General features: G+C 31.9%; 24 protein-coding genes and 2 pseudogenes. 5 read left to right on the top strand and 21 right to left on the bottom strand.

Annotation, left to right across the window (positions count from 1 at the left end; translation table 11 throughout):
- Nucleotides 1-203 precede the first annotated feature (203 nt).
- Nucleotides 204-1,580 carry a HAMP domain-containing sensor histidine kinase gene (locus tag MHH42_RS14225; RefSeq protein ID WP_070173335.1) on the bottom strand — a complete coding sequence of 459 codons (1,377 nt, stop codon included), beginning with the start codon at nt 1,578-1,580 and terminating at the stop codon, nt 204-206.
- Nucleotides 1,573-2,220 (bottom strand): response regulator transcription factor, encoded by a 648-nt coding sequence (locus tag MHH42_RS14230; protein ID WP_000865955.1) that lies wholly within the window; start codon nt 2,218-2,220, stop codon nt 1,573-1,575. The genes MHH42_RS14225 and MHH42_RS14230 overlap by 8 nt, the downstream gene beginning before the upstream one ends.
- 121 nt (nt 2,221-2,341) lie before the next feature.
- Between MHH42_RS14230 and MHH42_RS14235 the strand changes: the two genes are divergently transcribed.
- Nucleotides 2,342-2,758: a hypothetical protein gene (locus tag MHH42_RS14235; protein WP_340893500.1), complete on the top strand. Its 417-nt coding sequence runs from the start codon at nt 2,342-2,344 to the stop codon at nt 2,756-2,758.
- Between the two features lie 41 nt (nt 2,759-2,799).
- On the opposite strand, the gene MHH42_RS14240 is transcribed toward MHH42_RS14235, so the two are convergent.
- From MHH42_RS14240 to MHH42_RS14265, 6 genes are all read right to left on the bottom strand, one after another.
- The gene (locus MHH42_RS14240; RefSeq protein WP_016108584.1) at nt 2,800-3,300 is read right to left on the bottom strand and encodes a DinB family protein; all 501 of its coding nucleotides are present in this window, start codon (nt 3,298-3,300) and stop codon (nt 2,800-2,802) included.
- Nucleotides 3,301-3,401: 101 nt separating this feature from the next.
- On the bottom strand, nt 3,402-3,860 hold the full coding sequence (locus tag MHH42_RS14245; RefSeq protein ID WP_016108585.1) for a GNAT family N-acetyltransferase: 459 nt from the start codon (nt 3,858-3,860) through the stop codon (nt 3,402-3,404).
- Between the two features lie 83 nt (nt 3,861-3,943).
- Entirely contained in the window at nt 3,944-4,618 is a 675-nt protein-coding gene (locus tag MHH42_RS14250; RefSeq protein WP_016108586.1) for an HAD hydrolase-like protein, read from the bottom strand.
- A gap of 12 nt (nt 4,619-4,630) precedes the next feature.
- Nucleotides 4,631-6,220 (bottom strand): M3 family metallopeptidase, encoded by a 1,590-nt coding sequence (locus MHH42_RS14255; RefSeq protein ID WP_340893501.1) that lies wholly within the window; start codon nt 6,218-6,220, stop codon nt 4,631-4,633.
- 380 nt (nt 6,221-6,600) lie between these two features.
- On the bottom strand, nt 6,601-7,161 hold the full coding sequence (locus MHH42_RS14260; protein ID WP_080119710.1) for a GNAT family N-acetyltransferase: 561 nt from the start codon (nt 7,159-7,161) through the stop codon (nt 6,601-6,603).
- Between the two features lie 344 nt (nt 7,162-7,505).
- Entirely contained in the window at nt 7,506-8,366 is an 861-nt protein-coding gene (locus MHH42_RS14265; protein WP_340893502.1) for a DegV family protein, read from the bottom strand.
- 223 nt (nt 8,367-8,589) lie between these two features.
- On the opposite strand from MHH42_RS14265, the gene MHH42_RS14270 reads away from it, so the two are divergent.
- Nucleotides 8,590-9,021: a GNAT family N-acetyltransferase gene (locus tag MHH42_RS14270; protein ID WP_340893503.1), complete on the top strand. Its 432-nt coding sequence runs from the start codon at nt 8,590-8,592 to the stop codon at nt 9,019-9,021.
- Nucleotides 9,022-9,255: 234 nt separating this feature from the next.
- Here the strand turns inward: MHH42_RS14270 and MHH42_RS14275 are convergent.
- The 3 genes and pseudogenes from MHH42_RS14275 to MHH42_RS14285 all read right to left on the bottom strand — a co-directional run bounded on the left by MHH42_RS14275 (nt 9,256) and on the right by MHH42_RS14285 (nt 12,683).
- Nucleotides 9,256-10,541: pseudogene (locus tag MHH42_RS14275) on the bottom strand (BC_2427 family protein).
- A gap of 127 nt (nt 10,542-10,668) precedes the next feature.
- A complete protein-coding gene (locus MHH42_RS14280; protein ID WP_001294998.1) occupies nt 10,669-11,364 on the bottom strand; it encodes a CsxC family protein in 696 nt (231 codons plus the stop codon).
- A gap of 548 nt (nt 11,365-11,912) precedes the next feature.
- Nucleotides 11,913-12,683: a GNAT family N-acetyltransferase gene (locus MHH42_RS14285; protein WP_000638740.1), complete on the bottom strand. Its 771-nt coding sequence runs from the start codon at nt 12,681-12,683 to the stop codon at nt 11,913-11,915.
- Nucleotides 12,684-13,023: 340 nt separating this feature from the next.
- On the opposite strand from MHH42_RS14285, the pseudogene MHH42_RS14290 reads away from it, so the two are divergent.
- Nucleotides 13,024-13,221: pseudogene (locus tag MHH42_RS14290) on the top strand (isochorismatase hydrolase); the annotation flags it as partial.
- A 386-nt stretch (nt 13,222-13,607) separates the two neighbouring features.
- Here the strand turns inward: MHH42_RS14290 and MHH42_RS14295 are convergent.
- Complete coding sequence (locus tag MHH42_RS14295; RefSeq protein WP_016108593.1) at nt 13,608-14,387, bottom strand: BC_2878 family exosporium-associated protein; 780 nt, start codon at nt 14,385-14,387, stop codon at nt 13,608-13,610.
- Between the two features lie 255 nt (nt 14,388-14,642).
- Between MHH42_RS14295 and MHH42_RS14300 the strand changes: the two genes are divergently transcribed.
- A complete protein-coding gene (locus MHH42_RS14300; protein WP_001062729.1) occupies nt 14,643-14,963 on the top strand; it encodes a hypothetical protein in 321 nt (106 codons plus the stop codon).
- Nucleotides 14,964-15,018: 55 nt separating this feature from the next.
- Here the strand turns inward: MHH42_RS14300 and MHH42_RS14305 are convergent, their stop codons facing one another.
- The 5 genes from MHH42_RS14305 to MHH42_RS14325 all read right to left on the bottom strand — a co-directional run bounded on the left by MHH42_RS14305 (nt 15,019) and on the right by MHH42_RS14325 (nt 20,548).
- The gene (locus MHH42_RS14305; RefSeq protein WP_016108594.1) at nt 15,019-16,554 is read right to left on the bottom strand and encodes an MDR family MFS transporter; all 1,536 of its coding nucleotides are present in this window, start codon (nt 16,552-16,554) and stop codon (nt 15,019-15,021) included.
- A 24-nt stretch (nt 16,555-16,578) separates the two neighbouring features.
- Entirely contained in the window at nt 16,579-17,286 is a 708-nt protein-coding gene (locus MHH42_RS14310; protein ID WP_016108595.1) for a hypothetical protein, read from the bottom strand.
- An 18-nt stretch (nt 17,287-17,304) separates the two neighbouring features.
- Complete coding sequence (locus MHH42_RS14315; RefSeq protein WP_001258574.1) at nt 17,305-18,015, bottom strand: polymer-forming cytoskeletal protein; 711 nt, start codon at nt 18,013-18,015, stop codon at nt 17,305-17,307.
- Nucleotides 18,016-18,028: 13 nt separating this feature from the next.
- The gene (locus MHH42_RS14320) at nt 18,029-18,652 is read right to left on the bottom strand and encodes a YhbD family protein (RefSeq protein ID WP_000106212.1); all 624 of its coding nucleotides are present in this window, start codon (nt 18,650-18,652) and stop codon (nt 18,029-18,031) included.
- Between the two features lie 159 nt (nt 18,653-18,811).
- A complete protein-coding gene (locus MHH42_RS14325; protein WP_016108596.1) occupies nt 18,812-20,548 on the bottom strand; it encodes an ABC transporter substrate-binding protein in 1,737 nt (578 codons plus the stop codon).
- Between the two features lie 101 nt (nt 20,549-20,649).
- Here MHH42_RS14325 and MHH42_RS14330 point away from each other — a divergent pair, with 101 nt between their 5' ends.
- Nucleotides 20,650-21,891, top strand: coding sequence for an MDR family MFS transporter (locus tag MHH42_RS14330; protein WP_340893505.1), 1,242 nt, complete (start codon nt 20,650-20,652; stop codon nt 21,889-21,891).
- Nucleotides 21,892-22,132: 241 nt separating this feature from the next.
- Here the strand turns inward: MHH42_RS14330 and MHH42_RS14335 are convergent, their stop codons facing one another.
- The 4 genes from MHH42_RS14335 to MHH42_RS14350 form a co-directional block, all read right to left on the bottom strand.
- A complete protein-coding gene (locus MHH42_RS14335; protein ID WP_016108597.1) occupies nt 22,133-22,798 on the bottom strand; it encodes a YjgB family protein in 666 nt (221 codons plus the stop codon).
- A 263-nt stretch (nt 22,799-23,061) separates the two neighbouring features.
- Complete coding sequence (locus MHH42_RS14340; protein ID WP_000834516.1) at nt 23,062-23,271, bottom strand: hypothetical protein; 210 nt, start codon at nt 23,269-23,271, stop codon at nt 23,062-23,064.
- A 169-nt stretch (nt 23,272-23,440) separates the two neighbouring features.
- Nucleotides 23,441-23,587, bottom strand: coding sequence for a hypothetical protein (locus MHH42_RS14345; protein WP_000959555.1), 147 nt, complete (start codon nt 23,585-23,587; stop codon nt 23,441-23,443).
- A 184-nt stretch (nt 23,588-23,771) separates the two neighbouring features.
- Complete coding sequence (locus MHH42_RS14350; RefSeq protein ID WP_000844593.1) at nt 23,772-24,167, bottom strand: hypothetical protein; 396 nt, start codon at nt 24,165-24,167, stop codon at nt 23,772-23,774.
- Between the last annotated feature and the right edge of the window lie 66 nt (nt 24,168-24,233).

Genomic DNA, 24,233 nt, shown 5'->3' on the forward strand with positions numbered 1-24,233 from the left:
CCCTTCCCTCCCCAATACTTCTCTTCTTACTATACAACAAAATTACTGAAAATTCAGTTTATATTTTATACAATAACTTGAGAAATTTGTAGAACATTCTCCCTACGAGCTTTCAAAATTATATAGTTCCACTTAATACTGTCTTATAATCATAAAAAAGCATCGTCTCCTATTGAAAATAGACGATGTTTTTTAGTTTTTAATTAGCCCTTCTTCATATAAATATCAAACTGTATCTCTCCATCTATAGTAGAGACTCCATATTCAAAACCATGTCTTTCTAAAATACTTTTCACTATCGCTAATCCTAATCCTGTACCTGATTTTTCTTTACTACGAGAAGATTCTAATACATAAAATGGTTCCCAAATTTTATCGATATCTTTAATTTGTTCAGCATGAATACCATTTTGAATTTGAAAATATATACCATCGTTTCTATTTTGTAAATAAATTTCCACATTTTGATTCGTTGTATATTTAATCGCATTAGAAATTAAATTTTGAAACACCATTCCCATTTTATTTAAATCTGCATAAATGATTGTATCACCAACAGTATTGTTCACTTGCAAATTGATTTCTTTCGATTCCAGTTCAATCTTATGTTTATCTATTATACTTTGGACTAGTGGCTCAATAGGGAATTCTTCTTTTTGTAATATATCTCTTTCTAGTTTAGAAAATCGTAATAACTCTTCAATTAGATTTGAAATTTGATCAGTTTGTTTAATAATTGTATCTACGTACGTACCATCATCTAAACCATCTTTTATTCCCATAGAATATGCTTTTACTAATGCGATAGGTGTTTTTAATTCATGAGTCATATCACCCATAAATTGTTTTAAATGTTCATTACGATCTGTTAAATCTTGATGTGCTTCATGCAATTTATCACTCATAATATTGATACTATTGGCTAAGTCTCCTATTTCATCGTTCGTTTTCACTTTCGTTCTTTTAAACTTCAAACGTGAAATTTCTTCTGCGACATCACTTAATTCTTTCAATGGTGTCGTGATTGTTTTTGAAAGTATCCACACAAGTAAAATAATGAGAAGGAGTGAGAAACACAAAATGTATAAGTAGAATGTATTTAACGTATTAATAATTTCATTTGAATTTGCAATAGAAGTCCCAATTAAAATTATCGTATCATCTTTCGCAATATATTTAGCAAAAAAGCTTGCTTTTACCTTTCCTTGATCATATAGTTTATTCGATTGCCCTTCCGTTTTCACTTTTATGACTTCGTCTTTCGTAATCCACAGTTTATTTAATGTTACCTTCTTTCTCATAAGTTTTGTGTGTAGTGCTTCGTTCATATCAACTATTGACTGGTTGATTGGCGTATACACAATTGAAACATTACTTTCATTTTCAATTGTATGGATAACATCTTCTAAATCTTTTACTGATGTATTTTGTATTTGCATTGTAAATTTATTTAAGTTTTCACGTGTTTTATAAATATTATATTTCGGTAAAAGATAATTAATTAATAATAAAGAGATCATAAAAATAAGAATAACCGTTAAAGAAATGCTGAAAAATAGCTTTTTTCCAAGTTTATTCACTTTGTTCCTCCAGACTATAACCTAAACCACGATGCGTCTTTATAATATTCTCTCCGATTTTTTTACGCAATCTCCTCACATGTGTATCAACCGTTCTCTCTTCTCCAAAATAGTCAAATCCCCATACGATATCTAACAATTTTTTACGCGTTAAAATCATTCCTTTATGATTTAAAAAGCACTTTATTAATTCTAGTTCTGTTTTTGTAATATCTAATTCTATATCATTTTTATATACTTTATTTTTGGCGAAATTTATCTTTACATCTTGCACTTGAATTACATCATCCTGTTGTACAAGCTTTTTCGCTCGGGTAATTAGTACTCCTGGATGAAATGGTTTTTTCACATATTCATCTGCCCCGCTTTGAAGCGCTGCTAATTCATCTTCACTTTCACTTTTCGCCGTAAGCATTAACACTCTTACACTTGAATTCTTTTTTATTTCCTGACAGACTGTAATACCACTATGTTTCGGCATCATCCAATCTAAAATAGCTAAATCTATTTTCTCATCATAAAAAATTTGAAGTGCTTCCTCTCCATCTTTTGCTAATAAAACTTCGAAGCCTTCTTTTTCAAAATAAGCTTTTAAAATTTTCAACATATCTTGTTCATCATCTGCAATCAATACTTTCATAATTTATCCTCCATTACTTTTAAACAAAAACCAATTGTATCATACAACTTCTTTGTTACATGTATGTGACAGAAAAATATTTAAACCTTTTGAGGGTATAGTAAAGATGAGGTGTTGTATTATGAAAAAAAAAATCGGGTTCATTTCTCTTCTTTTCTTCCTATTATCAACAAATGTGCTCGCAAATACAAATCAACAAATTGAAGTGTTTGATTGCAAAAAAGAAATGGTCATTCAAAAACAATCTTTAGATCCAGCAATCCAAAAAGAAGCAGTTCAATACGCTAAAGCAATAACTGGACCATTTAAAAACTTAAACGTCGTTCCGAAAGATGGACATATGATAAAAATCCCTTTATCTAAACCTATTTCTATTATGAATCAATGGTTACATACTACAATAGACGAAGTACTTATACTGCTCCCACAAAATGAAAAACCTTATATTATGCTATATGATGATGAGAATAATCCGCATTTTTATTATGTAAAAGGTAATCCAAATAGATTATTGAAACAAATGAATGTTACATTATAATTTAAGAAAGATCCCACAAATATCATTTGCAGGATCTTTCTTTATCGGTTAACAACTTGATTTTCATTAAAAAAATGCATAACCTGTCTTTTATGATGTTTATCATGATCTACAAATTCTTTAATAATATATATAAGAGAATACGGCGTTCCAGTATGAGGACAATGTGATACTCCATTGGCAGTTACAGGTTTCTTTAGATTTCCAGCAGGCAATAAACTAAGTTCTTTTACGAGTAACTCTCTTTTTGTTTTTGCTTCTTCAAGAAGTTTCATCTTAGATATACCCGATTTGGCATAAATAGAGGCTATTTTATTATATGTATTAAAGTCAGGGAACTCCACTCCCTTTCCTTCTCTCACTGATGGTAAGACCTTACTTAAAAGACATTCATCCCAATTCATAATATGAGATACAATCTCACCAATAGTCCATTTCCCCTCTGATATTGGTGCCACCCACAATTCTTCTTTCATACCTTTCAATGTATTTAACCAAATTGAATATTCATTGAAATCATGAATAATTTTATTTTCTCCCATCATCCAATTCCCCATTCTAATAATAGATTCAAATGAATTATATCATCAATCCACATAAAAATAGAACAAAAGTTCTATCAAAGTGGATAAATAATAATTCACTACATCCTTTTATATAAGTTCAAATAATGGCTCGCTCCTACATATTTTTTCCCTTTCACAAATCCACCCGAAGTATAAAATTTGTCACCCTGTTCCGTATCTGTATTTAAGACAACGATATTAAAATATTTTTTAGCATCACTTAAAATTCGCACTAACAGTAACCTCCCTAATCCTTTCCTTCGGTATTCTTTTGCAATATAAAATCTTCTTACCCTACCAATCTTATTATTTTCTGTATATGGATCCTCATTTAGCCCTCCTATTCCAATTAACTTTTCCCCTTGAAAAATACCATATAAACATTCTCCAGTTTTATTAAATACATTTATTTTGTTTTCATATTCATTTATTAATTTTATTAGGAAGTTAAAACCTCCTTCCTTACTGTCCTGAACGAGATGACTAATTTCATATTTCATTAAATTTTCTATTTGTTGAATATGTATATCTTTCAAGTAAATTCCCTCCCTTAATATAAAAATATATAAAAATGCTCAAGAATCATTTATTCTGAGCATTTTTATGGTTGTTACCTTATTCAATTCGTAGCATGCGTATTCTGCACTTCAGACAATATTCCCTTCAACTCCATTAAATCATCTATTACTATATCGGCACGAGCCAGTTCATCTTCTTGTGCAAAATCAAAATTGCATCCAATCGCAATTAAACCGTTATCTTTCGCTGCATTTATATCAGATAGTCGGTCTCCAACTACGGCTGCCTCTTTTATATCATATTTGCTCAAAATGGTTTTGACTAAGTCACTTTTATTTAGCGATTGTATTTGTTCAATACTACATGTTTCAGTAACCCACTGATCCAAAGCATAATAAGATACGATTGCTTGTAAGTATTCTTTTAAGCCATTACTAGCGATGTATATTGAACAATTATTTTCTTTTATGTGCGTAAATACTTCTTTTACATTCGGATATAAAGCACCTTTTCCGCTCTTTATGTTTTCAATTAATCTTTCCAAAAAAAATGCGTCTGTTTGTTCTCTCACTTCAATAGAATGGTCTGGTAATAACGTCTCCCAAACTTTCGGTAACGGCACACCCATAATTTCACGATACTTATCAATTGGCGTTACTGCATCCCATAATTGTAGTGACCGCAAATGATTAAAAGTATCATCTAGCGATACTTCTAAAATTTTATCTGTTTGAAATAACGTTCCGTCCATATCGAAAATTAGTGCTTGAAACATGTCATCCTCTCCTTACATAAGCTGCAAATATTCATCAATATCTTTAGAAATTTGTATAAAAGCTTTATCCCAAAATTCATAGCTTGTTATATCTATTTGAAAATGTTTTTTCATGAGCTCTTCTACTGGAGCTTTTCCTGTTTCTCGTAGAAATTCTTTATACTTTAAATGGAATGTACTTGAGTTTTGCTTCGCTATTTCTAATAAACTAAAACTTGCTAAATATCCAAATGTGTACGGATAATTGTAAAAAGGAACATCCGCAATATAAAATTGAATATATTTAATCCACACGAACGGCTGATATTCACTTAAAGCATGTCCATATGCTTCTTCTTGTGCCAATATAGATAACTTCTCAATTTCGTCAGCACTTATGGGACCTTCTTTACATTTTTCATAAAAATTCTTCTCAAATTGAAATGATGCTCGAATGGCCATAACATAATTAAAAGTATTTCTTATTTTCCAGCTAAGTAATGACTTTTTCATATCTATACACTTTGTTGTTTCGATTAAATAGTTTATGAGTACTGTTTCAAAGAAAATAGACGCTGATTCAGCTGTACTCATTGGCAAATAATCATCTAAAAAAGAAGTAGAGTGTTCAAAACTCATATTATAAAAATGCCAAGCATGTCCTAGCTCATGAGCAAGTACTCTTACACTATCTATACTCCCATCATAACGCATGGAGATTCGTGATTCTTTCTCAATGAAAAATGGAGCACAAAAACCACCTGGTGGTTTATTCTCTCTCGGTTCAGCATCTACCCATCCACTTTCTATCGCATTACGTGCAAATTCTGCTAATTCTTCATTAATATCTTTTAATGCATCATATATGTTTTGTACTGCTTCTGAAAAAGGAATAATAGCCTCATTATTTTCCTTTACTGTCATAAGTTCATGCCATGTAATGAAAGCTTTTCCGTTCTTATACACTTTTAAAACGCTGGCTAATTTATCTAGATTTTCTTCTGTCGCATCCCACATTTGTAATAATACAGTTTCAGAGATTTCATTCGCTTGGAGAGATTGTGTTAAAATCTCTCTATCCCCTATTTCGTTACTTTTTGTATTACGTAATCGCCCTATTTGATTTAATACAGTAGCAAAGATTTCTTTTTCCTTATGCAAAGCACTTGTAAGTAACTCGAATACTTCTAACCTTTCCTTTTCATTATCACTATTCATTGCAATATGATTTGCTTGACCAAATGATAATTGTTTATTATTGTGCTCTATTTCTATCTTATTTCTTAATTGTATGTACATATTTTCCCACGCATTTAGTTCATCTTTTATGAACCTAGTATTAATATTACCAGAAATTGCCACCTCACTTTGTTGTATTACTTGCTGTACTTCACTTTTTAGTTCCTTTACTTTCACAGTCAATATAGTATTGTCAGATGAAACACTTTCTTCAGCCGATCGGCAATACAAATAGTATTCTGCATTTTCAATAGCCTGTATAAGTTTTGAAAGGATTTCCACATCCTTTGTCACTATATATTGTTCTTTCAACTCTAATATCGGAAATATAATATCTTCACACGAATATAATCGATCTAAATCCCACCTAGCAATTTCATGCATTTTTATAGCCGCCTCCTATTTTTACAAATAGTTACAGATATTTCTCCCTACCCAATTATATATGAAACTACAATTTTTTAATATCTTTAAATATTTCGTTTTTTGATGAGCAGGACTAGATTTATATTCGTTTCTTTCACCACTCAATCACAAATAGCATAAACACATGAATGATACGATGTGTAAAAAAGACAATAAAGTTATTTACTTTTAAACCTAAAACAAGCATAACCCCGTTCTAAATTTAGGACGGGGTTAAAATATAGATGTATAATTTTCGATATAAGATACTTCACTGTACTTAAAAATATAACAATAAAGTCGTTTGAAAATCTAATTTTTATTCAACAATAGCGCCTATTGTTGAATAATGTTCAATTTTAAACGAATAAAGCCATTAATATTAAATTTTGATAGCCGTCATCCAATTTTACACCCTTTGCTTTTCTACCCTCTTCAAAAAATCCTAGATTCTTATATAACTGGATTGCACCTAGATTATCTTCCATTACCTCAAGACAAACTTTTTCAATCTTACTGTTATTTTTAGCCCAATTGATTAACGTTTCTAGAAGAGCTCTTCCAATACCATAATTTCGATATTCAGGTAGTATGGTCATCGCAAAAGCCCCTTGATGACTAATTTTTTCTTTGTTTCCGTTCTTAAAATCGATTGCACCGACTAACTTACCATCAACTTCAGCAATAAACTGTACATAATTTGGATTTTCATGATAAGCTTTTAACGTTTTTTGAATAGCATCAACACTCATCTTTTTTACATCCTCAACCGTACTTAGCATGTATGGAGCATTTATTAAAGCTTTTGAAGCAGCATTTAGCATTCTTTCTGCGTCCTGTTCTTTAGCTTCTCTAATTATTACTGTTTGTCCATCCTTAGATTTATAAGTAAAAACATTAGTTGATAATATATTACACACACCCTTTCGGAATATAATTAATCGGATTCTTTAACTATTCCACAATTCTTAAGTAAGAGAAAGTCGTATCACCTTTTCTGTAATCGCCCTCCTTTAACTTAATAACAATTATTTCAAATATTTTTAATTTTGACAAGAAATCGTTTCGTTATATAGTTCGATTGTTGAATAACATGACTGGCGTTTTTAAACAACTTTATTGTGTTTTAAACGACTTTATTGTAAATTAAACAACTTTATTATCTCTGTACACGATTACTGATATAAGTATCACTTCACCAATACCATATCGACCAATTATCACAGATTAAAAATAAAAAAGGATTGATCAAAAGATCAATCCTTTACTCTACTTCATTTAAGAAAAATAATGTTATAACGCCAGGTCCTGTATGTGCACCGATTGCTGCTCCAATTGTATTTACGATAAATACTTCACAGCCGAATCTTTCCGTAATTAATGCTTTTAACGCTTCAGCTGTTTCTAAGTCGTCGCCATGAGTCATTGCGATTGTTTGACCTTTAAGTTCTTTCCCACGCTCTTCCATAATATCTACAATTCGGCCAAGTACTTTCTTTTTCCCTCTTACCTTTTCAAGTGGTACAAGTTTTCCTTCTTCCACACTTAAGATCGGCTTAATGTTTAATAAACCGCCGATAAAACCTGCTACTTTACTTAAACGTCCACCTCTAACAAGGTACTGTAAGTCAGCCACAGTGAAGATATGTTCCATATGGTTCATTAAAAAAGCGACACGTTTTAAAATATCTTCTTTTGATGCGCCGTCTTTCGCCATTTTAGCAGCTTCTAAAACGACAAGCCCTTGACCAAGCGAAGCACATTTCGTATCAATAATCTCCAAATCTAAATCTGCATATGTTTCTTTTACTTCCTCTTTAATGACAATTGAAGATTGATATGTACCAGACAGTTCAGATGAAAAAGCTAAATATATACAAGGGTTACCTTCTTTTGCATAAGAAACAAATTTTTCTTGGAAAGTTTCAAGTGAAGGCAATGATGTTCTATAAACAGCGCCTTCTCTCATTTTTTGCAATAATGTAACTGACTCTAATGTAACTCCATCTAAATACTCTGTTTCTGCTTCATCATATACACGGAGTGGAATTAAATCAATATCATATGCTTGCAGCAATTCTACCGGTAAATCCGCCGCACTATCCGTAATGATTTTAACACCCATTTTTAAACCTCTATTCTGTTATAAATATAAAATAATAAAATAAAAATAGTACTTTTAAATTATATACGTAAAACTTAAATGAAGAAAGGAAAACACTTTATATTGTATGCACTATTCTCCAAAACTTGAACTGTTAATAAAAATCATGCCATTTTAACCACTTTTTCCTGAAAATATATTATGTATAATGGAAATAGTAAAAGTTTTCTGAAGGAGGATGCATATGAGTATTCAACTGGCTACATATAATGATCTAGAATGGATTAATAATCAATACGAATCAATAGGATTTGTACGGAGCGATTTAAAGCGAGATAAAGTTGCAATCATTACATACAACAATGAGTACGCAGGTGTTGGACGACTAGTCAAAATAGATGATAATACTATAGAAATGGGTGGGATTTTTATTCTCCCAAAATTTAGAGGTCTACAATTAGCTGGGGAACTTGTTTCATTTTTAGTAGAAACTGCGAAAAAATTACAAGTACAAAATGTGTATTGTCTTCTTTTTGAGGAACTAGAAAACTTTTATAAGAAATATGGCTATACTGAGGTCGATACTACGAAAGAAGTTGTCCATCCAATTATTCTAAAAAAATATAATTGGTGTTTAAAACATTATGATAAACATGTATTACTGTTTAAATTGTAAGTTTTCTATAATGGGGGTGGATACACTTTGTGTTACACCTCATGTTTTAACAAAGATTTATCCATTTCATCTATTAAAAGAATTAGTTTTTTAAAGCGATCCATCAATTGTATTTCATATCTTTCCCAAACGCTTATTAGCAAGCTCATTTACAAACTTGCTAGCATTATTTTTAAGTTTCTCTAATACATTTTCCTGAAGAAATTTTTAACTAATTGATGTAGAGATGATTAATTATCTAATCCGCACCCAAACTTCCTGTTCTTGTAACAATTGCACAGTTAATTCCAATACAAGGTTTTGTATTAACTGATACGCGTTATCATGCGGTGTACTTCGTTCCGATATAAATTCAATACATTGAAAAATATAACCTTCTACGAGTAAGCTCCCTTTTTCAATTTTAGATGGATTATTTCCTTTCCTTATTATTTTTGGTAATAAAAACTCTTTTTTTGTTAAAATAATTTCCTGTGACACCTCTTTTATTTCTATAACTTTTTCTTTAAATACCACTTTTTCTCGTAAATTAATTTCACCTTTATACTTCCCTATTTCTATTGGTAATTTCGCAGGTATATAATTATTTACTCCTCCTTCATCTTCCTTATCTAAAATTATTCCGTGTATAGGAATCCACGAAGATGTTCCTACCCAATTCTCTTCCATATTACTTTTTATTTTTTGATTAGAAAGTTCTAAAAGCACTCTCTTTTCATAAAGGTTTGAAGAAACTAAATTACAATTAACTTCTCCTTGATAATGTTGCACTGTAGTTAATAACTTAGTATCCAATTCACGACCCCTTTCATCTTTTTGATTCCGAAATACAAATACTTCTTGATTTTTCACATTCATATTAGGGAATTTTATAAAACTAGTCACATCTGAAATAATAGAAAATGGGGTTTTTACTATTTTTGAACGTACTAAGGTCTCTATTTTTGATTCTGAATCTTGACGTTTTTTCTGTGACTCTGTTTCTTTACTCTTTTTCTCAGATTTAACTGCTTCTTCTTTTTTTGACTTTGTTTTTTTACTTTCTTTCTCTGATTCAATTGTTTCTTCTTCTTTTTCCGACTCAGTTTCTTTACTTTCTTTCTCTAATTCAATTGTTTCTTCTTCTTTTTTCGACTCAGTTTCTTTACTTTTTTCTCTAATTCAATCGCTTTATCTCCCTTTTTTGATTCTGTTTCTTTATTTTCTTTCTCTAATTCAATCGCTTTATCTCCCTTTTTTGATTCTGTTTCTTTATTTTCTTTCTCTAATTCAATCGCTTTATCTCCCTTTTTTGATTCTGTTTCTTTATTTTCTTTCTCTAATTCAATCGCTTTATCTCCCTTTTTTGATTCTGTTTTTTTACTTTCTTTCTTTAATTCAATTGCTTTATCTTCTTTCTCTGATTCTGTTTCTTCAATTTTTTCCTTTTTTCTTATTTCGCGTGCATCATCTTGAACATTCAGCTTTTTCCCTTTATAAACTTTGTTCCATATTTCCTGACCAACCCATGGATTTTTCATCACCATCCCCCCGTCTAATGAAATTCATAAAAATATGTTTTTTGTACGCGACCATTTCATCATTATATATGTTTTATAATAATAAAAAAGACATTGTCTTTTTATCAAAGACAATGCTTTTTTAGTTTTATACTTGTACTTGTTGTACTTGTAAAACTTTTAAAGTAAGATCTAGTACAATTTTTTCACGAAGAGTATCAAATGGTTCGTTTAGGTCTGTTGGACAAGGTGAAAAGTCTAATTCAAAAAATTGAGCGCTGACTAATTCGCAATACGGTTGTTCATTATAAAAAACTGTATTTTCGAAGAAGTATTTGTCTAAACGTGGTAGATCACCATTTTTAGGATTAATAAAGTGAGAAGTAGTATCTGAGGAAGCAGCCACTATAGCTAGTGATAGAAAATCACCAGCTGTTAAATCAGCAAAACCAGAAAATGGAACATTAGCAATGCGGTCATATAGCACTCCATTACACTCGTCATTTGCATATTCAATATTTTTACGAATATATCCTTGTACAAATAACTTTGCTCTTGTAACTCGACGGTAAGGTGTACCTGGTACTGGTTCGAATGCTACAGGAACTAACTTACATTGTGTTAAAAATGCATTTTTTAAGATACGTTTAATTTCAACCGCTGGAGGATCTAATGAAATATCAGATTCTACAACAATTTGAATTGTTCTTTCTGCTAATACAACCGGTATTTTTACAATTGGTGCTCCCGGAGTAGTAATTGGCGTTGCAGGTGCATCACTTAATGGTGTTTGGGTTTGTCCTACTACCTGACATGGTACATTAATTGGACATTGTTCACTCATATTTTATAATCTCCTTTATAATAAAATTTAGAGTTTTTTAACTCTCTTTACTGTATATGTACTTTTTCTATTAATGCGTGGGTTTGTATCATAGTCACTTTTATCAATTGCATAGTAAAAGCTTCAATTCCTCTTGATAGTTAAAAATACATAAATTAATATATGGAGCCTATACTGATATCTACCTATATAAAATAGAATTTCTCGACTTTTTTATGATAGAGCTAATAGGTGTTCCAAAATTAATTTTTCAAGAGTCTTTTATTCTACCTAACAAAGAATACATTTAATAAGAACCATCTGCCAACTTAATACTATCCACAAAACAGAACATCACGACTATTGTCCCCTTTATAAAAAATAAAAACCGGCTAAAAAAGCCGGTTTTTGTACTCAATAGATTATAAAATCTCCTTATTATTGAAATAATCATTTTATCCCCTAATATTTCCATAGGAGTTTTTAACAATGCTATCGAAACATTCCAGTCATTTGTCTTTCCCTTTTTAAATTCTTTATTTTGTACAACTCTTACAATCTCTGCTCATTCATCTATTATCCACAAAATAAGTATCATACGCCTTATCAAAAACATATCCTAGCTTTTCTGCTAGTTTGGCAGATGTCGTATTCGCTGCATCCCAGTTTGGGTATTTTCCCTTTTCTAAACAATCCAATATTAACGCTGCACTCACTACGGTCGCCAAACCTTTTCTTCTATGGTTCAGATCCGTCGCAACTTCAATTTCTATCCCCTTATCGTAAATACTATACGAGGATGCACCGCATATAACTTCTCCATTATACAAAATGCTATAACCTATACCTCGATTTAAATAATCTTCTACCGATTGAAATTGACTTGTAAAGTCTTCAGAAAGCTTATGTAGTGTAGAATTATTTGCAATATGCTCATCTATTCTTCTTAACTCGTATCCTTTTGGAAGTGTTGATATAAAAGATTGTAATTTTGAACGATTAAAAAATTCCGAATTACGTTTGAATTTATAGCGTAAAAACTTATCTATTTTTCTTTCATAAAATGTTTCTAAACGCTTTTTCCATTCTTCACTATTTACGATTACTAACATTTTTTCAGGAATATTACGTAATAACTCTTCTGTTTCTTTCACATTTGGATCTCCAGTATAAAATGTGAAAATCCCTACTGTAACTTGTGCTACTGTTGGATTTTCAAGATCGTTTACCCAGGCTCTTCCCATATGTCCTTGTAAATAAGAAAGTAATATAACATTATTAAAATCTTCGAACATGGAAACTAATTTTCTTCTAGTATGTATATTCGCTTCATATATCATTTACATTCCTGCTTTCTACAAATCAATATAACTCTACATTTTCATGAGGTAACTTATACCCTTTTTACACATCCATTTATTCGGCATATAAGCAAACACCCCTTAGACTTAACTTTCATATAATTATAAATTATTCACAAATACAAAATCATTATAACATCAAATCAAAAAATAAAAATTCACTTTTTCAATTTTAAAATATATATCTTATTATCCAAATAAAACATATTTGTTGATAAAATTTTAACATATACCCAATCCAGTCGAATCACTGTAAGATTGATTTATAAATAAGCTTTTTAAGGGGGATTATAAAATGACTGATTTCTATTCTCGTCTTTCAAAAAGTGATGCCGCTCTTATGCGTATGGCTCATGGCGGGGTTCAACTAATGAACTGGTTTAGCGTTGCAGCAGAATTACAGCGTGACTGGCGAAATGATGTTGAAGGCTTTGGAGCTTTACTTGCTAAACACCTTCCAAGTTATCAAAATATCATAGGAAGCTATATGAGAGCTCAAAAGGAATTTAGTAAATAAATTACTCAACTTTTGATTAAACATGCTATCAAGTTTGGATAACTATGTAAACACAATAAAAATAGCAACAGCTATGTACATAATTAAGAAAAGGGCTGCTTCAATAGCCCTTTTCTTAATTGCTTTATCAATATTGTATGCTCTTCCGTCACTTTATTTAAATCAATTACATACTATTCCCCTAGCTTTTCTGTAATGGCTTCTTTCATATTTTGCTGCAAAAGACCGCATTATAGGAGATTATCCATAACAAATCATAGTACAACTAACCACTCTATTTACTTCTAACACCGTACATACGACAAAAGTGATTTTCCCGCCGCTATAACGCTCCTATTATATGTAAAAACCCTCCTGTATTTTAAGAGGGTTAATCAATAGATACGTTATAACTCCTTCTTAGAAATAAAGGATTCCGTCTCAGCATTTTTATATACTTTAGTCAATTTAACAACTGATTTGTACGTGTTATCGTCATCCTTTATCATTTTTTTCAGCTCTTCTATTTCAGCATTACCAGTTCCACTCTCTATTTTTAAGCAGTTCGAAATGGAAAGGTATCCGCTTGATGCCAATATAAAAATAAAAATCGTATCAGGAAAATTAATAAATAACAATCCGTAGTTTAAAGGATCTCCAGCTGGATGCGATAAAAGCAGTCGAAAACCTACCAGTTCAGGCACTTGAACGAAATCTTTAGAAACAATTGCCTCACCTACTATAGTAATTTGCTTTACTACATTCCCGAGTTCATCTGTAAATTCAGTACATCTAGGTGGATTAATTGTGGTTGCTTGGAAAGACACATTTAATTCAGGATTGTTAAAATCAAAAAAGATTGTACTACCCTCCGTTAAACATTGCGGGCAAACATTTCCTAGCAAGCTAAAGTCCTCTTCAATATATTTAACTTTCGATTTACAACTACACACTTTTCCTATTCGAATTGCATCAATCTTTGAACAGTCTACAAATATTACCTCATTGTCTTGTTGTACAAATGATACAATGCCCTTCCTCTTGTTAAATGAAAGAAAATAAGATACATCGATTTCGTTTCCAGCTATTACGATACTTTCAACTTGAGTAAAAGGTTCTAGACTTTGTAAAAATTCACATATACTATTTTGACAACACCCACAATTTCGTTTCGGCTCGCAATCCACTTACATTCAATCCCTTCCCTATATGTTTTTATCTAATACATATAATATGAGCGGAAGATAAGAAAAGCTTGGACAATATAATATTAACGTAAGGAGATAGTTAACTACTCATTAGATTAATAAGGGAATTACACCAATTATAAGTAATAACACATATTTTTTACTATAAATACGTATAACAATTTCATCTTTCATGAAAAAAACGTTATAATAAGGTGTAGCCTCTACGATTACGTTATAAAGGAGATTAAAACAATGGCTAAAATTAAAGTATATCAAGCAAAAGAAGAAAATATGGACGCAGTAAAAAACATCATTGATGTTGAGGAACAAAACCCAACTGCTGAAAACTTACAAAATCTATACGCATGTGTATTAGAAACTGAAGATATGGCATTGCCTGAATCATACATTGAAGAAGATATCTTAATTGATTCTATGGAAGTTATGGTTAATGCTTCTCAAAGCAAACTAAGAGACTTAGGTACATATGATGTAATCGAAGTTCAAAACAAAGGTAAGAAAACACAAATTTTATTATTAGCAGACGAAGAATACGAAATCATCGAAGGCTAATTTAACACCGTACATACGACAAAAGCTCCTTTCAAATTTGAAAGGAGCTTTTTCATTAAGATTTTGATGTTTCACTCTTTATATTCTTTTGTTCTTTCTGCAACACCATGCGCTCATTTCCCATAAAGAAAATGAATACGAATGCTAAACCAGCTGGTACCAATGCCCACATGAATGTTTGAACGATTGAACTAGAAAGAGCGTCAATAATTTTATCTAATATTTGTGGCGGAATTTGAGTTCTAGCCGATTCTGATAAAATGGCTCTTGAATCTCCTAAAGCGTTTGAATTCATTCCCCCGCCCATACCTTTAAATGCTTCTTCTAATTGTTCTTGGAAACCTGTTCTTTGGATCATTCCGAAGATTGTAATACCAAGTGTCATACCTAATGAACGAATAAAGTTACTCGTTGAAGTCGCAGATCCGCGCTGTTCCATACCAAAGTTGTGAATTGAAGCCATGCTTAGTACCGAGAATGAGAAACCAACTCCGAATCCGATAATAATCATGTAAACCGTTAATATTGCCCGACTTGTTTCAGGCGTTAACGTGCTTAATAAGAATAATCCGATTAGCATAATAACAGCAGAAATAATCATAATGTTTCGGTAGCTAAGCTTTGTCGTTAAAAATCCGCCTAACTGTGCTGTTACGACTGACCCTAACATCATCGGTAAAAGTAACAATCCTGAGTTTGTTGCAGTCCCACCATATACACCTTGAATAAATAACGGAATGTACACAGTTGCTGACATAAATGCAGCTCCGTAACATAATGCAATAATTGTACTCATTCCAAACAAACGTTGTTTAAACATCTCAAATGAAATGATTGGCTCTTCTACTTTTCGTTCGATATAAATAAATGCGATTATTAAAATAGCGAATCCAGCAAATAAACTTAAAATAAAACTAGAATCCCAATCATATTTTTGTCCGCCAAGTTCAAGTGCAAACATTAAAGAAACTACTGCACCAACTAAAGTAATTGCGCCGAACCAATCAATTTTTTGTTTTTTATGAACTCGTGATTCTTTATAAAAGAATGTAATAAAAATAAGTGCTAAAATGCCAAGCGGTAAGTTAATATAAAATACCCAGTGCCAACTAATATAATCTGTAATATATGCGCCAAGTAATGGCCCGAAAATACTTGATAATCCAAATACTGCTCCGAATAATCCACCCATTTTCCCGCGCTTTTCAGGTGGGAAAATATCAAACACGATAGTAAACGCGATCGGCACTAATGCCCCGCCGCCAATACCTTGAATGGCACGATAAATGCCTAATTGTGTAATATTTTCAGCAGTCCCACAAAGTGCCGAACCAATCATAAAGACGATTAAACCGAAAATAAAGAATCTCTTTCTTCCATACATATCTGATAGTTTACCGAAAATCGGCATACCTGCCATTTCTGCGACCATATAGGCAGAAACGACCCATACAAAGTTTTCAAGACCTCCTAAGTCACCAACGATCGTTCCCATCGCTGTTACGACAATGGTATTATCCATTGATGCCATTAAAATACCTAGCAATAAGCCCGCCACAATAAAGCCAAGCTTATTATTCTTCTCAACCATATCTCTTGCTCTCCCTCGCATTACTTATATTTGTTTATGTTCTTTTACGACTGCATTACCTTTTTGATTAAAACTAGTATGATATTCTACAACACTAATTTCACATCCAGGACCAATGGTAACGTTGTTTCCTCTTACTACTTCAGCAATTGTATGTTCTAAATAAATATCATCCCCTTCAACAATTAAAGTTTGGAGGTTTCCAGCATGACTAGTAAAAGGAATAAATCTTGATTTCTTACGCACTGTAATCTTTTTGCCACCGATTTCTCTTACTTTACTTCCTTCATAACGAAGTGAGATTTCAATATGTTCAGCATTAAGCAAACCATCACTTTCAAGACCACCAGTTAGTGATAATTCTTCTACTTCAATATCTCCCTTCACATTTAAAGCACCTTTCACATCTACGAAATCACCTGAAAACTTCCCTGTAACATCAATCATACCTCTAATTTTTGTTTTTTCAATATGAGCATCACCATGCATTTGTGTATTACCATATACTTTTACATATGCTGCATCTACATTTCCTTGTACTTCACTATCTCCATACACGACATAGTTTTTAACTTTCATATTGCCACGCACATCACTTGTGCCATATGTTTTAAACTCATTACAACTCATATCATTCGCAATTGTCCCTTCACCGCGAATCTTCACTTTGTTATAATCTCCGCCCGCTGAATTACCAGAACCATTTACTGTGAGACTATGTTGATGTTCCATACTGATTTCCCCCCTCCGTTAAACTTGCTTAATTTCTTTTACATTTGCGCTTTTATCAACAGTAATAACACCGCTATATTCAATCAGTTCAATCTCACAGTTCGGTCCTACTGTTACATTGTTTCCTCTTACTGTTTTTATGTGAGCATAATCAATATCGATATTGTCACCTTCTAACAATTCAGCTTCTAACTGCAAGCCAAATACTGATTTAAATAGTCTACTAAATGTACTCAATCTATGTCTTACTTTAATCGTTTGGCCGCCAATTTCTTTCGCTCTACATGTACCGTGAATATTTATATTAATCTCATCTGCGCTTAATAAACCACCGATTGTAAATTGTCCTTCTGAAGAAAAAATATCAACTTCACAATTCCCATCAATCGTCGCTTGACCGTTGATTTTAAATTCTTCACCCTTAACGTTTCCACCTATCGTACCTTTTCCTGCAATTTTTAAACTATTCGCCTTTACATCTTGTGTAATTGTTGCTTTCCCATCAATTCGCATCGTTTCTGTATTAACTGTACCATCGACTTTACCTGATCCACTAATTCTTGCGTTGCTACTGTTCAAATCACCAGTTACTGCACCATAACCATTACATTGAAATTCATCACATTCAACATTTCCGTTTACAGTGCCTTTTCCATTTAGTTGTACTTTATGAAATTCACCGCCATTGGATGAACCGTAACCATTTATAATTAAATTTTCTGTACGCATTATTTCTCCTCCACTACAACAGTTTAGTTTTTAATGCTTCGGTATACTTCATAATCGCTTCTCGTAAAATAATCTTCGTTCCCTTTTCAAAAATTAAATCCTCAATATTCGATACTAAGAAACATGTAGAAATCCCTATTTTTCGAATCATAACTAAATCACAATTTTTATGTTTGATTGCTTCATAATTTTCTCGTAAAACTTGCAGAACCATTTTACCTTCTTCTAAACTAACTTCTCCTGATTGTAGTAACTCTTCTAACATATACACATAAAGAATATCTACAAATCGAAAGTCTGCCGTTTTGTTCGTTTGCTCAATAAAAAATTGTAAAACAGGTTCTGATGTAATCCCTTTACGGATGAGATCTTCTTTCGTTAAAAGGATTTCTGTCACACTCGGTGAAAACATATTTGCTAATTCATCTAGTGATAAATCTTCTTTCATCGTTTGGATTTTATCAATACGCTCTAAAATCTTTTCTTTCGGAAAAAATGTCTCTTGACCAGTAAATGTTGACTTTCGTACAAACCAATCTTCCGGAATTAAATTTTTTCTCTTCCACCTATATAACTGTCCGTATGAAATACCTGTAAGCTCTAATAATTCTTTTTTTGAAATTAAATTTGTACTCAACTGTGTAACACTCCTTCCTAATAACAATGTAACATAACACTGTTACGCTGTAAATGGAATTATACTACAAGTAGCGTAACAATGTGTAAAACAAACTTCTTTCACATAGAAAAAAGGCTCTGACACATCTTCTGAAAAATGCGTAAGAACCTATATATATCAAGACTTAAACCATATTTCATAAAAATCAATCCAACCTTGCGAATTAATCATTATATTTTGTACTTTTTCATGAGTACTTACCTCTTGTTTGTTACGATATAAAGGAATAATATGAATTTGACGTAACAATGTGTCCTCAAGATCGCGTAACAGTGTAACTCTTTTCTCTACTTGTTCTTGTTTAAAATAAGGGGACAACATTTCGTGAAAGTTCATGCTGCTATGCCCATGAATAAAACTGTTTTTTGTCAGAAACATATATAGCAAACTATCTTCTATTCGTTCACTAATTGTTGCGCTATCATGCATGATATCAGCTTTTTGTATCGTACCTATTTGCAATAGTTCTTCTATTTCAAGAAAATTAATCTCTACACAAATTCCATACTTCGCACACTCTTTTTGTATCCATTGTGCATCTTCAACGTGATCTCGTCCTTTAAATGTATACAGTTGTAGCACTTCATTATGATAAATACTTCTTTTCATTAAACTTTCTATATCTTCCTCTATCTCTACTATGCTGGCCTTTGCTGATATTAGTTCCTTTGCCACTTCTCCACGTTCTCCACCGAGTTCTTGAACGATTATATCGCCATGAATGATTTTATATAACGCTTTCCGAAATAACTTATCTTGCATTGGTCCTTCTTTCGTAAGATTGCATGTTACATAAGTCACGTTCGACTCAAGTCGAGACAGTTCTTTATTATGTTTCTCTTTATCTTTATACTGTGCCTTTACTAAAACATCATATGTATCTACACTTTGTTCTACATTCCACAACTCAACGCGATCTAGAAAAGGTCTCTCACGAAAATATAAATGATGCGCTTCCAGTATAAACAGATCTTCATTACTTTTGTATAACTGAAAAGGTCCTGTCCCCATTAATTTTCCTGCTTCATCTTCACTTACGATAGAACACTGTTCTAAACTTAGCATATGTAAAAACATCATATTTTCCGTATGTAATTTAATTTCTAAAACATATTCACCTACTGCATGAAAACTTTCCACATGCTGTAACATCCATGCGTGCGGGTTGTCTACAGCTGTCATGAATCGATTCAATGAATATATAACATCATGTGCAGTAAGGCGTTTTCCATTATGAAAGTGAACTCCTTTTCGTAAATAAAATGTCCATATTTTTTCTTCATCATTATATTCCCAGTGAAAAGCAAGTCTCGGCTCAATAGCAGTTCTTTCTTCATTGATATATACGAGTGTATCAAAAATATGTTTAACCATATGACATTCCGAGCGCATTGTAGCGTAAACTGGATCTAAAACGATGTCCAGATTCATTTGTACTTGTAAACGGAGTACATCTTTTCTCCCTTCAGATGTCATTTCAATTTTATGACCAAATATAGAATCAACCCAAGACTGATATTCTCCCTTTACTGATGGAAAATGTGCGCTATAGCGTTCCACAAATGAGATCCCGCTTTTCACATCCCCTTTTTTCGTTATTTCTTTTCCTCTATCTAAAATCAATGGTGCCGGATGCTTTTTAAATATTAACTTAGAACGATTTCCTCTCCCGCGACCTGGAAACCAAGCGATCCAATGTAACTCTTCTAATTTTTTTATAATTAATTTACTATTACGCTCTGTACAAAATAAAGTTTCAGATATATTTTGCACTGTTATTTCAAATTGTTCTCCTTCTCGTTTCCCTTTCCCATAGGCAATCCATAGTTCAATGTATTGATCTAATATAAACATCATAATCCCCCTAAAAGGTGAAAAATACTCCCTTTTATTTCTACCCTTTTTCCATTTCTCCTTTCATCTTATCATTTCAATATAGAAAGGAGGAAATCATATTGAACCATCTCTTACTACGTTACAATAAACCGATTATCATTAGACTGTGTGGTGAATTATTAACCCGAACAACGGAATCAATGTTAGCCCTCATTATGATTATATACGTTAATAAGATGTTAAACGGCAATATAATGATGACTATGCTTATTTTCGGACTACAACCACTTTCAGACATTGTCTTTACATTTATTGCTGGAGGCGTTACTGATAAATATGGGAGAAAAAAAATTATGTTACTCGGCCTATTGCTGCAAGGTGTTGCAATCGGTAGTTTTATTTTTGCTCAATCCATTTTTATATTTGCACTGTTATACGTCATTAATGGTATTGGTCGTTCTTTATACATTCCAGCTCAACGTGCGCAAATTGCCGATTTAACAAAACAAAAGCAGCAAGCAGAAATTTTTGCTCTCCTGCAAACGATGGGAGCAATTGGATCCGTAATCGGTCCTTTAATTGGTGCTATCTTTTATACTACTCACCCTGAATATTTATTTATGATGCAAAGTATTACACTTATGATATATGCAATAGTTGTTTGGACGCAGCTCCCAGAAACTGCTCCAGCAATTACAACGCCAAAACAAACACTTGAAGTAGCATCATCTCCAAAACAATTTGTACACAAACATTACGCTGTATTTGGACTTATGGCTTCTACACTTCCTATTAGCTTTTTCTATGCACAAACGGAAACAAATTATCGTATTTTCGCAGAACATGTATTTCCAAATTTCGTATTCATACTCGCATTTATTTCAACTTGTAAAGCCATTTTGGAAATCATTCTACAAATTTTCCTCGTAAAATGGTCTGAACGATTTTCCATGACGAAAATCATCCTTATTTCTTACGCCTGCTATACGATAGCCGCAATTGGCTACGGGCTTTCAGCAACAATCTCGTCACTATTTTTCACATTACTCTTCTTAGTCATTGGAGAAAGTATGGCTTTAAACCATTTATTGCGATTCGTTTCAGAGATCGCTCCTACAGATAAACGTGGATTGTATTTTTCGATTTATGGCATACACTGGGATATATCTCGAACGTGCGGTCCTGTTATTGGTGCAGTATTATTAAGTAAACTAAACGGTAATATGCTATTTTATATTTGTGCATGTTTCTTAATAGTTGGAGGTATTGTTCAGGCACTTTTTGTTCAAAATTTAGAACGTAAAAAAATAAAGGGAAATGTCCAAAAAGATAATTCGCAACATACCCCTCAAGTTTTATAGGATGCTACTTTTTTAATAAAACGATATCTCTTATTGGATGAATTATAAAAAACGTTATCCTTCCCTATAAATCTATAGGCAGATAGCGTTTTTTTACTTGCTTTGTATTTTTTTCAAAAATATAATTGAATTATTTCGCCATATGAAAGTATGTATCATAAGGTCGGAAACATACCTTGTTTACAATTGAATACACCTCACTTTTAAAATAAGTGAGGTGTTCTGGAGATTATTTGATTTTTTATCCTGCCATTTTATTAATACTATCCTCTGGCGAAAATACCGAAATATGATCTACCTTACCGATCGATTTTGGAATGATGAATTTTAACTCGAACTGATTGTTTACTTTATATACATATATTTGATCTTCACCATTTACTTTAACTGAAGTTGGTTTTCCTAACGCCTTTTCAATTTCTTTTAATGTAATTGACTTTAGTTCTGTTTGATATGAACGTACATCAAAAACTTGTGATCCTTTATTAAAACCGAAGACAACATTTTTATTTGTAAAGGTTGCGTACATTCCGCTCCCTGCTTGTTCTGTTTTATCTGCTTTCCCCCATGCTTTTTCTATTTCTTCGATATCTCCTGTATGAGCAGCAAATGGAACATTAGGTACTTTCCCTTCTTTCGCTAGTTCAAATAATTCTTTAACATAGTTAATTGATTTTTGGTTAAGAGTTGGACTTTTTGAATCTGGCCCTGTCGAAGGTTTTGTTGAATCTTGATTTTTGGAGTTATTCGCTGACTGGTTCTCTTTTTGAGGTGCAGTTCCTTCATTCTTTTGTTCCGTATTTTTTTCAGATGTTGGGTTCGTCTGTTTCTTTTCCTCATTATTCGTACAAGCCATCAATGTTAATACACATGTTAAAGTGAACAATATTCTCAAATGCGCTTTCATATTTTACTACCTCCCATTCGTAAACACTCTATAACATGATTTTTATCTTACATTGATTTCAAACAGGTTGAGATGTGTTGTTTTTCCTTACTATACACCTTCTCTTCTTACATGCTTTATCCTTCTTCTGTCACCTTGAATAAAGTACGTCACAAAAACGCAAAAAACCAACAGAAACTACGTAACATTTCCCTGCTGGTCTCATATTTTTAAGGTTTGAAATTTAATTACATCATTTCTTATTAGTAAACATATGATTCTCTCTACTCTTGTTTTAATGAAGTTGTATAATTTTTCTTTATAATATCTTTTATATGTATGATAAACGATATAAGGAATATCACTGCTAATACACCATTTATCCAATAATATGTATTTTCTTCTGTGTATTTATTATAAAACGATTGAACATTAAATAATAACAGAAACAGAGAAAACAAAGCAGAGCTTGCTAGCATGCCAAAACTTTTCACGAAATTCACCTCTTTTCTAAAATTTATGACCTTTATAATAATACATTTATATAAAAAGATTTTCAAATAATAGATGAACTTATCTATACTTTAGTATAAATTAAAAAGAACCTGAAATAATACAGATTCTTTCCAAAATAACATATGTAGATAAGCTTTAAAAGCAAAACTAAGAGGTAAGTCTTACTTTCTTTACGTATGTAGAAATCGTACTTTTTACAGTTTCAAAATTATGAGCAAATGTATTATCTCCACTCAGTGCCGTTATACATGTTAAACTTGCCGCTTTAATAAAATGTTTTACATCTACAAGCATTGAATTAGCCCCCATGAATTTAATTATGCTCATTATAACAGATGTATTCCGATTGAAACATGGAAGAAATAAACAACCCTTCGGAAAATTCCATTTCCCCTCAACTTTTTAGCATACAACATACATGTACCTTTATTATATAATTAAAAAGCTGTCCAATATTGGACAGCTTCAAATATGTATATTACACTTCGATTGACTTACCATCTTCTACAATATGATAAAGTAAGTGCGCTAAATGATGAATTGGACCATATTCTTCCTCTTCTTCATTTGTTTCACCTTGGAATTCAAGATCATTTAAGTATAATGCTAAAAATTGATAGTATAATTTCAAATCAAATCCGTAGCAAGCACTTGGCTCTTCGTGATCTCCTTCATATTGTAACATTAAGTATTGATCATTTCCTTCTGCATCTTCTGCGTCAAAGAATACGAAGAAACCAACGTTTGTATCTAAATCAAATAGATGACGAGTACCTTTTTCTGTTGCTTTATTGAAGTCCTCTTCACTTAATTTATGTACTGTTGTCGCTTTTGCATTATCTTCTTGATGGAAATTTACTGTATATGATTTCAATGCTGACACCTCCTGATTGTATAACAGTAGCATAACAGATTAGGCCATATAATTCAAAGGGACTGC

It is taken from the genome of Bacillus sp. FSL L8-0099, from assembly GCF_038006385.1.
In the GTDB taxonomy this organism is placed as follows: domain Bacteria; phylum Bacillota; class Bacilli; order Bacillales; family Bacillaceae_G; genus Bacillus_A; species Bacillus_A toyonensis.

Bases quoted from the DNA above. Each gene is read 5' to 3' on its own strand.
- MHH42_RS14325 (WP_016108596.1), bottom strand. From the start codon at position 20,548: ATGTTTATATTAGATCAATACATTGAACTATGGATTGCCTATGGGAAA.
- MHH42_RS14345 (WP_000959555.1), bottom strand. From the start codon at position 23,587: ATGCTTGTAGATGTAAAACATTTTATTAAAGCGGCAAGTTTAACATGT.
- MHH42_RS14280 (WP_001294998.1), bottom strand. From the start codon at position 11,364: ATGAGTGAACAATGTCCAATTAATGTACCATGTCAGGTAGTAGGACAA.
- MHH42_RS14315 (WP_001258574.1), bottom strand. From the start codon at position 18,015: ATGCGTACAGAAAATTTAATTATAAATGGTTACGGTTCATCCAATGGC.
- MHH42_RS14305 (WP_016108594.1), bottom strand. From the start codon at position 16,554: ATGGTTGAGAAGAATAATAAGCTTGGCTTTATTGTGGCGGGCTTATTG.
- MHH42_RS14255 (WP_340893501.1), bottom strand. From the start codon at position 6,220: ATGCATGAAATTGCTAGGTGGGATTTAGATCGATTATATTCGTGTGAA.
- MHH42_RS14285 (WP_000638740.1), bottom strand. From the start codon at position 12,683: ATGATATATGAAGCGAATATACATACTAGAAGAAAATTAGTTTCCATG.
- MHH42_RS14250 (WP_016108586.1), bottom strand. From the start codon at position 4,618: ATGTTTCAAGCACTAATTTTCGATATGGACGGAACGTTATTTCAAACA.
- MHH42_RS14310 (WP_016108595.1), bottom strand. From the start codon at position 17,286: ATGGAACATCAACATAGTCTCACAGTAAATGGTTCTGGTAATTCAGCG.
- MHH42_RS14270 (WP_340893503.1), top strand. From the start codon at position 8,590: ATGAGTATTCAACTGGCTACATATAATGATCTAGAATGGATTAATAAT.
- MHH42_RS14240 (WP_016108584.1), bottom strand. From the start codon at position 3,300: ATGGGAGAAAATAAAATTATTCATGATTTCAATGAATATTCAATTTGG.
- MHH42_RS14230 (WP_000865955.1), bottom strand. From the start codon at position 2,220: ATGAAAGTATTGATTGCAGATGATGAACAAGATATGTTGAAAATTTTA.
- MHH42_RS14300 (WP_001062729.1), top strand. From the start codon at position 14,643: ATGGCTAAAATTAAAGTATATCAAGCAAAAGAAGAAAATATGGACGCA.
- MHH42_RS14235 (WP_340893500.1), top strand. From the start codon at position 2,342: ATGAAAAAAAAAATCGGGTTCATTTCTCTTCTTTTCTTCCTATTATCA.
- MHH42_RS14265 (WP_340893502.1), bottom strand. From the start codon at position 8,366: ATGGGTGTTAAAATCATTACGGATAGTGCGGCGGATTTACCGGTAGAA.
- MHH42_RS14335 (WP_016108597.1), bottom strand. From the start codon at position 22,798: ATGAAAGCGCATTTGAGAATATTGTTCACTTTAACATGTGTATTAACA.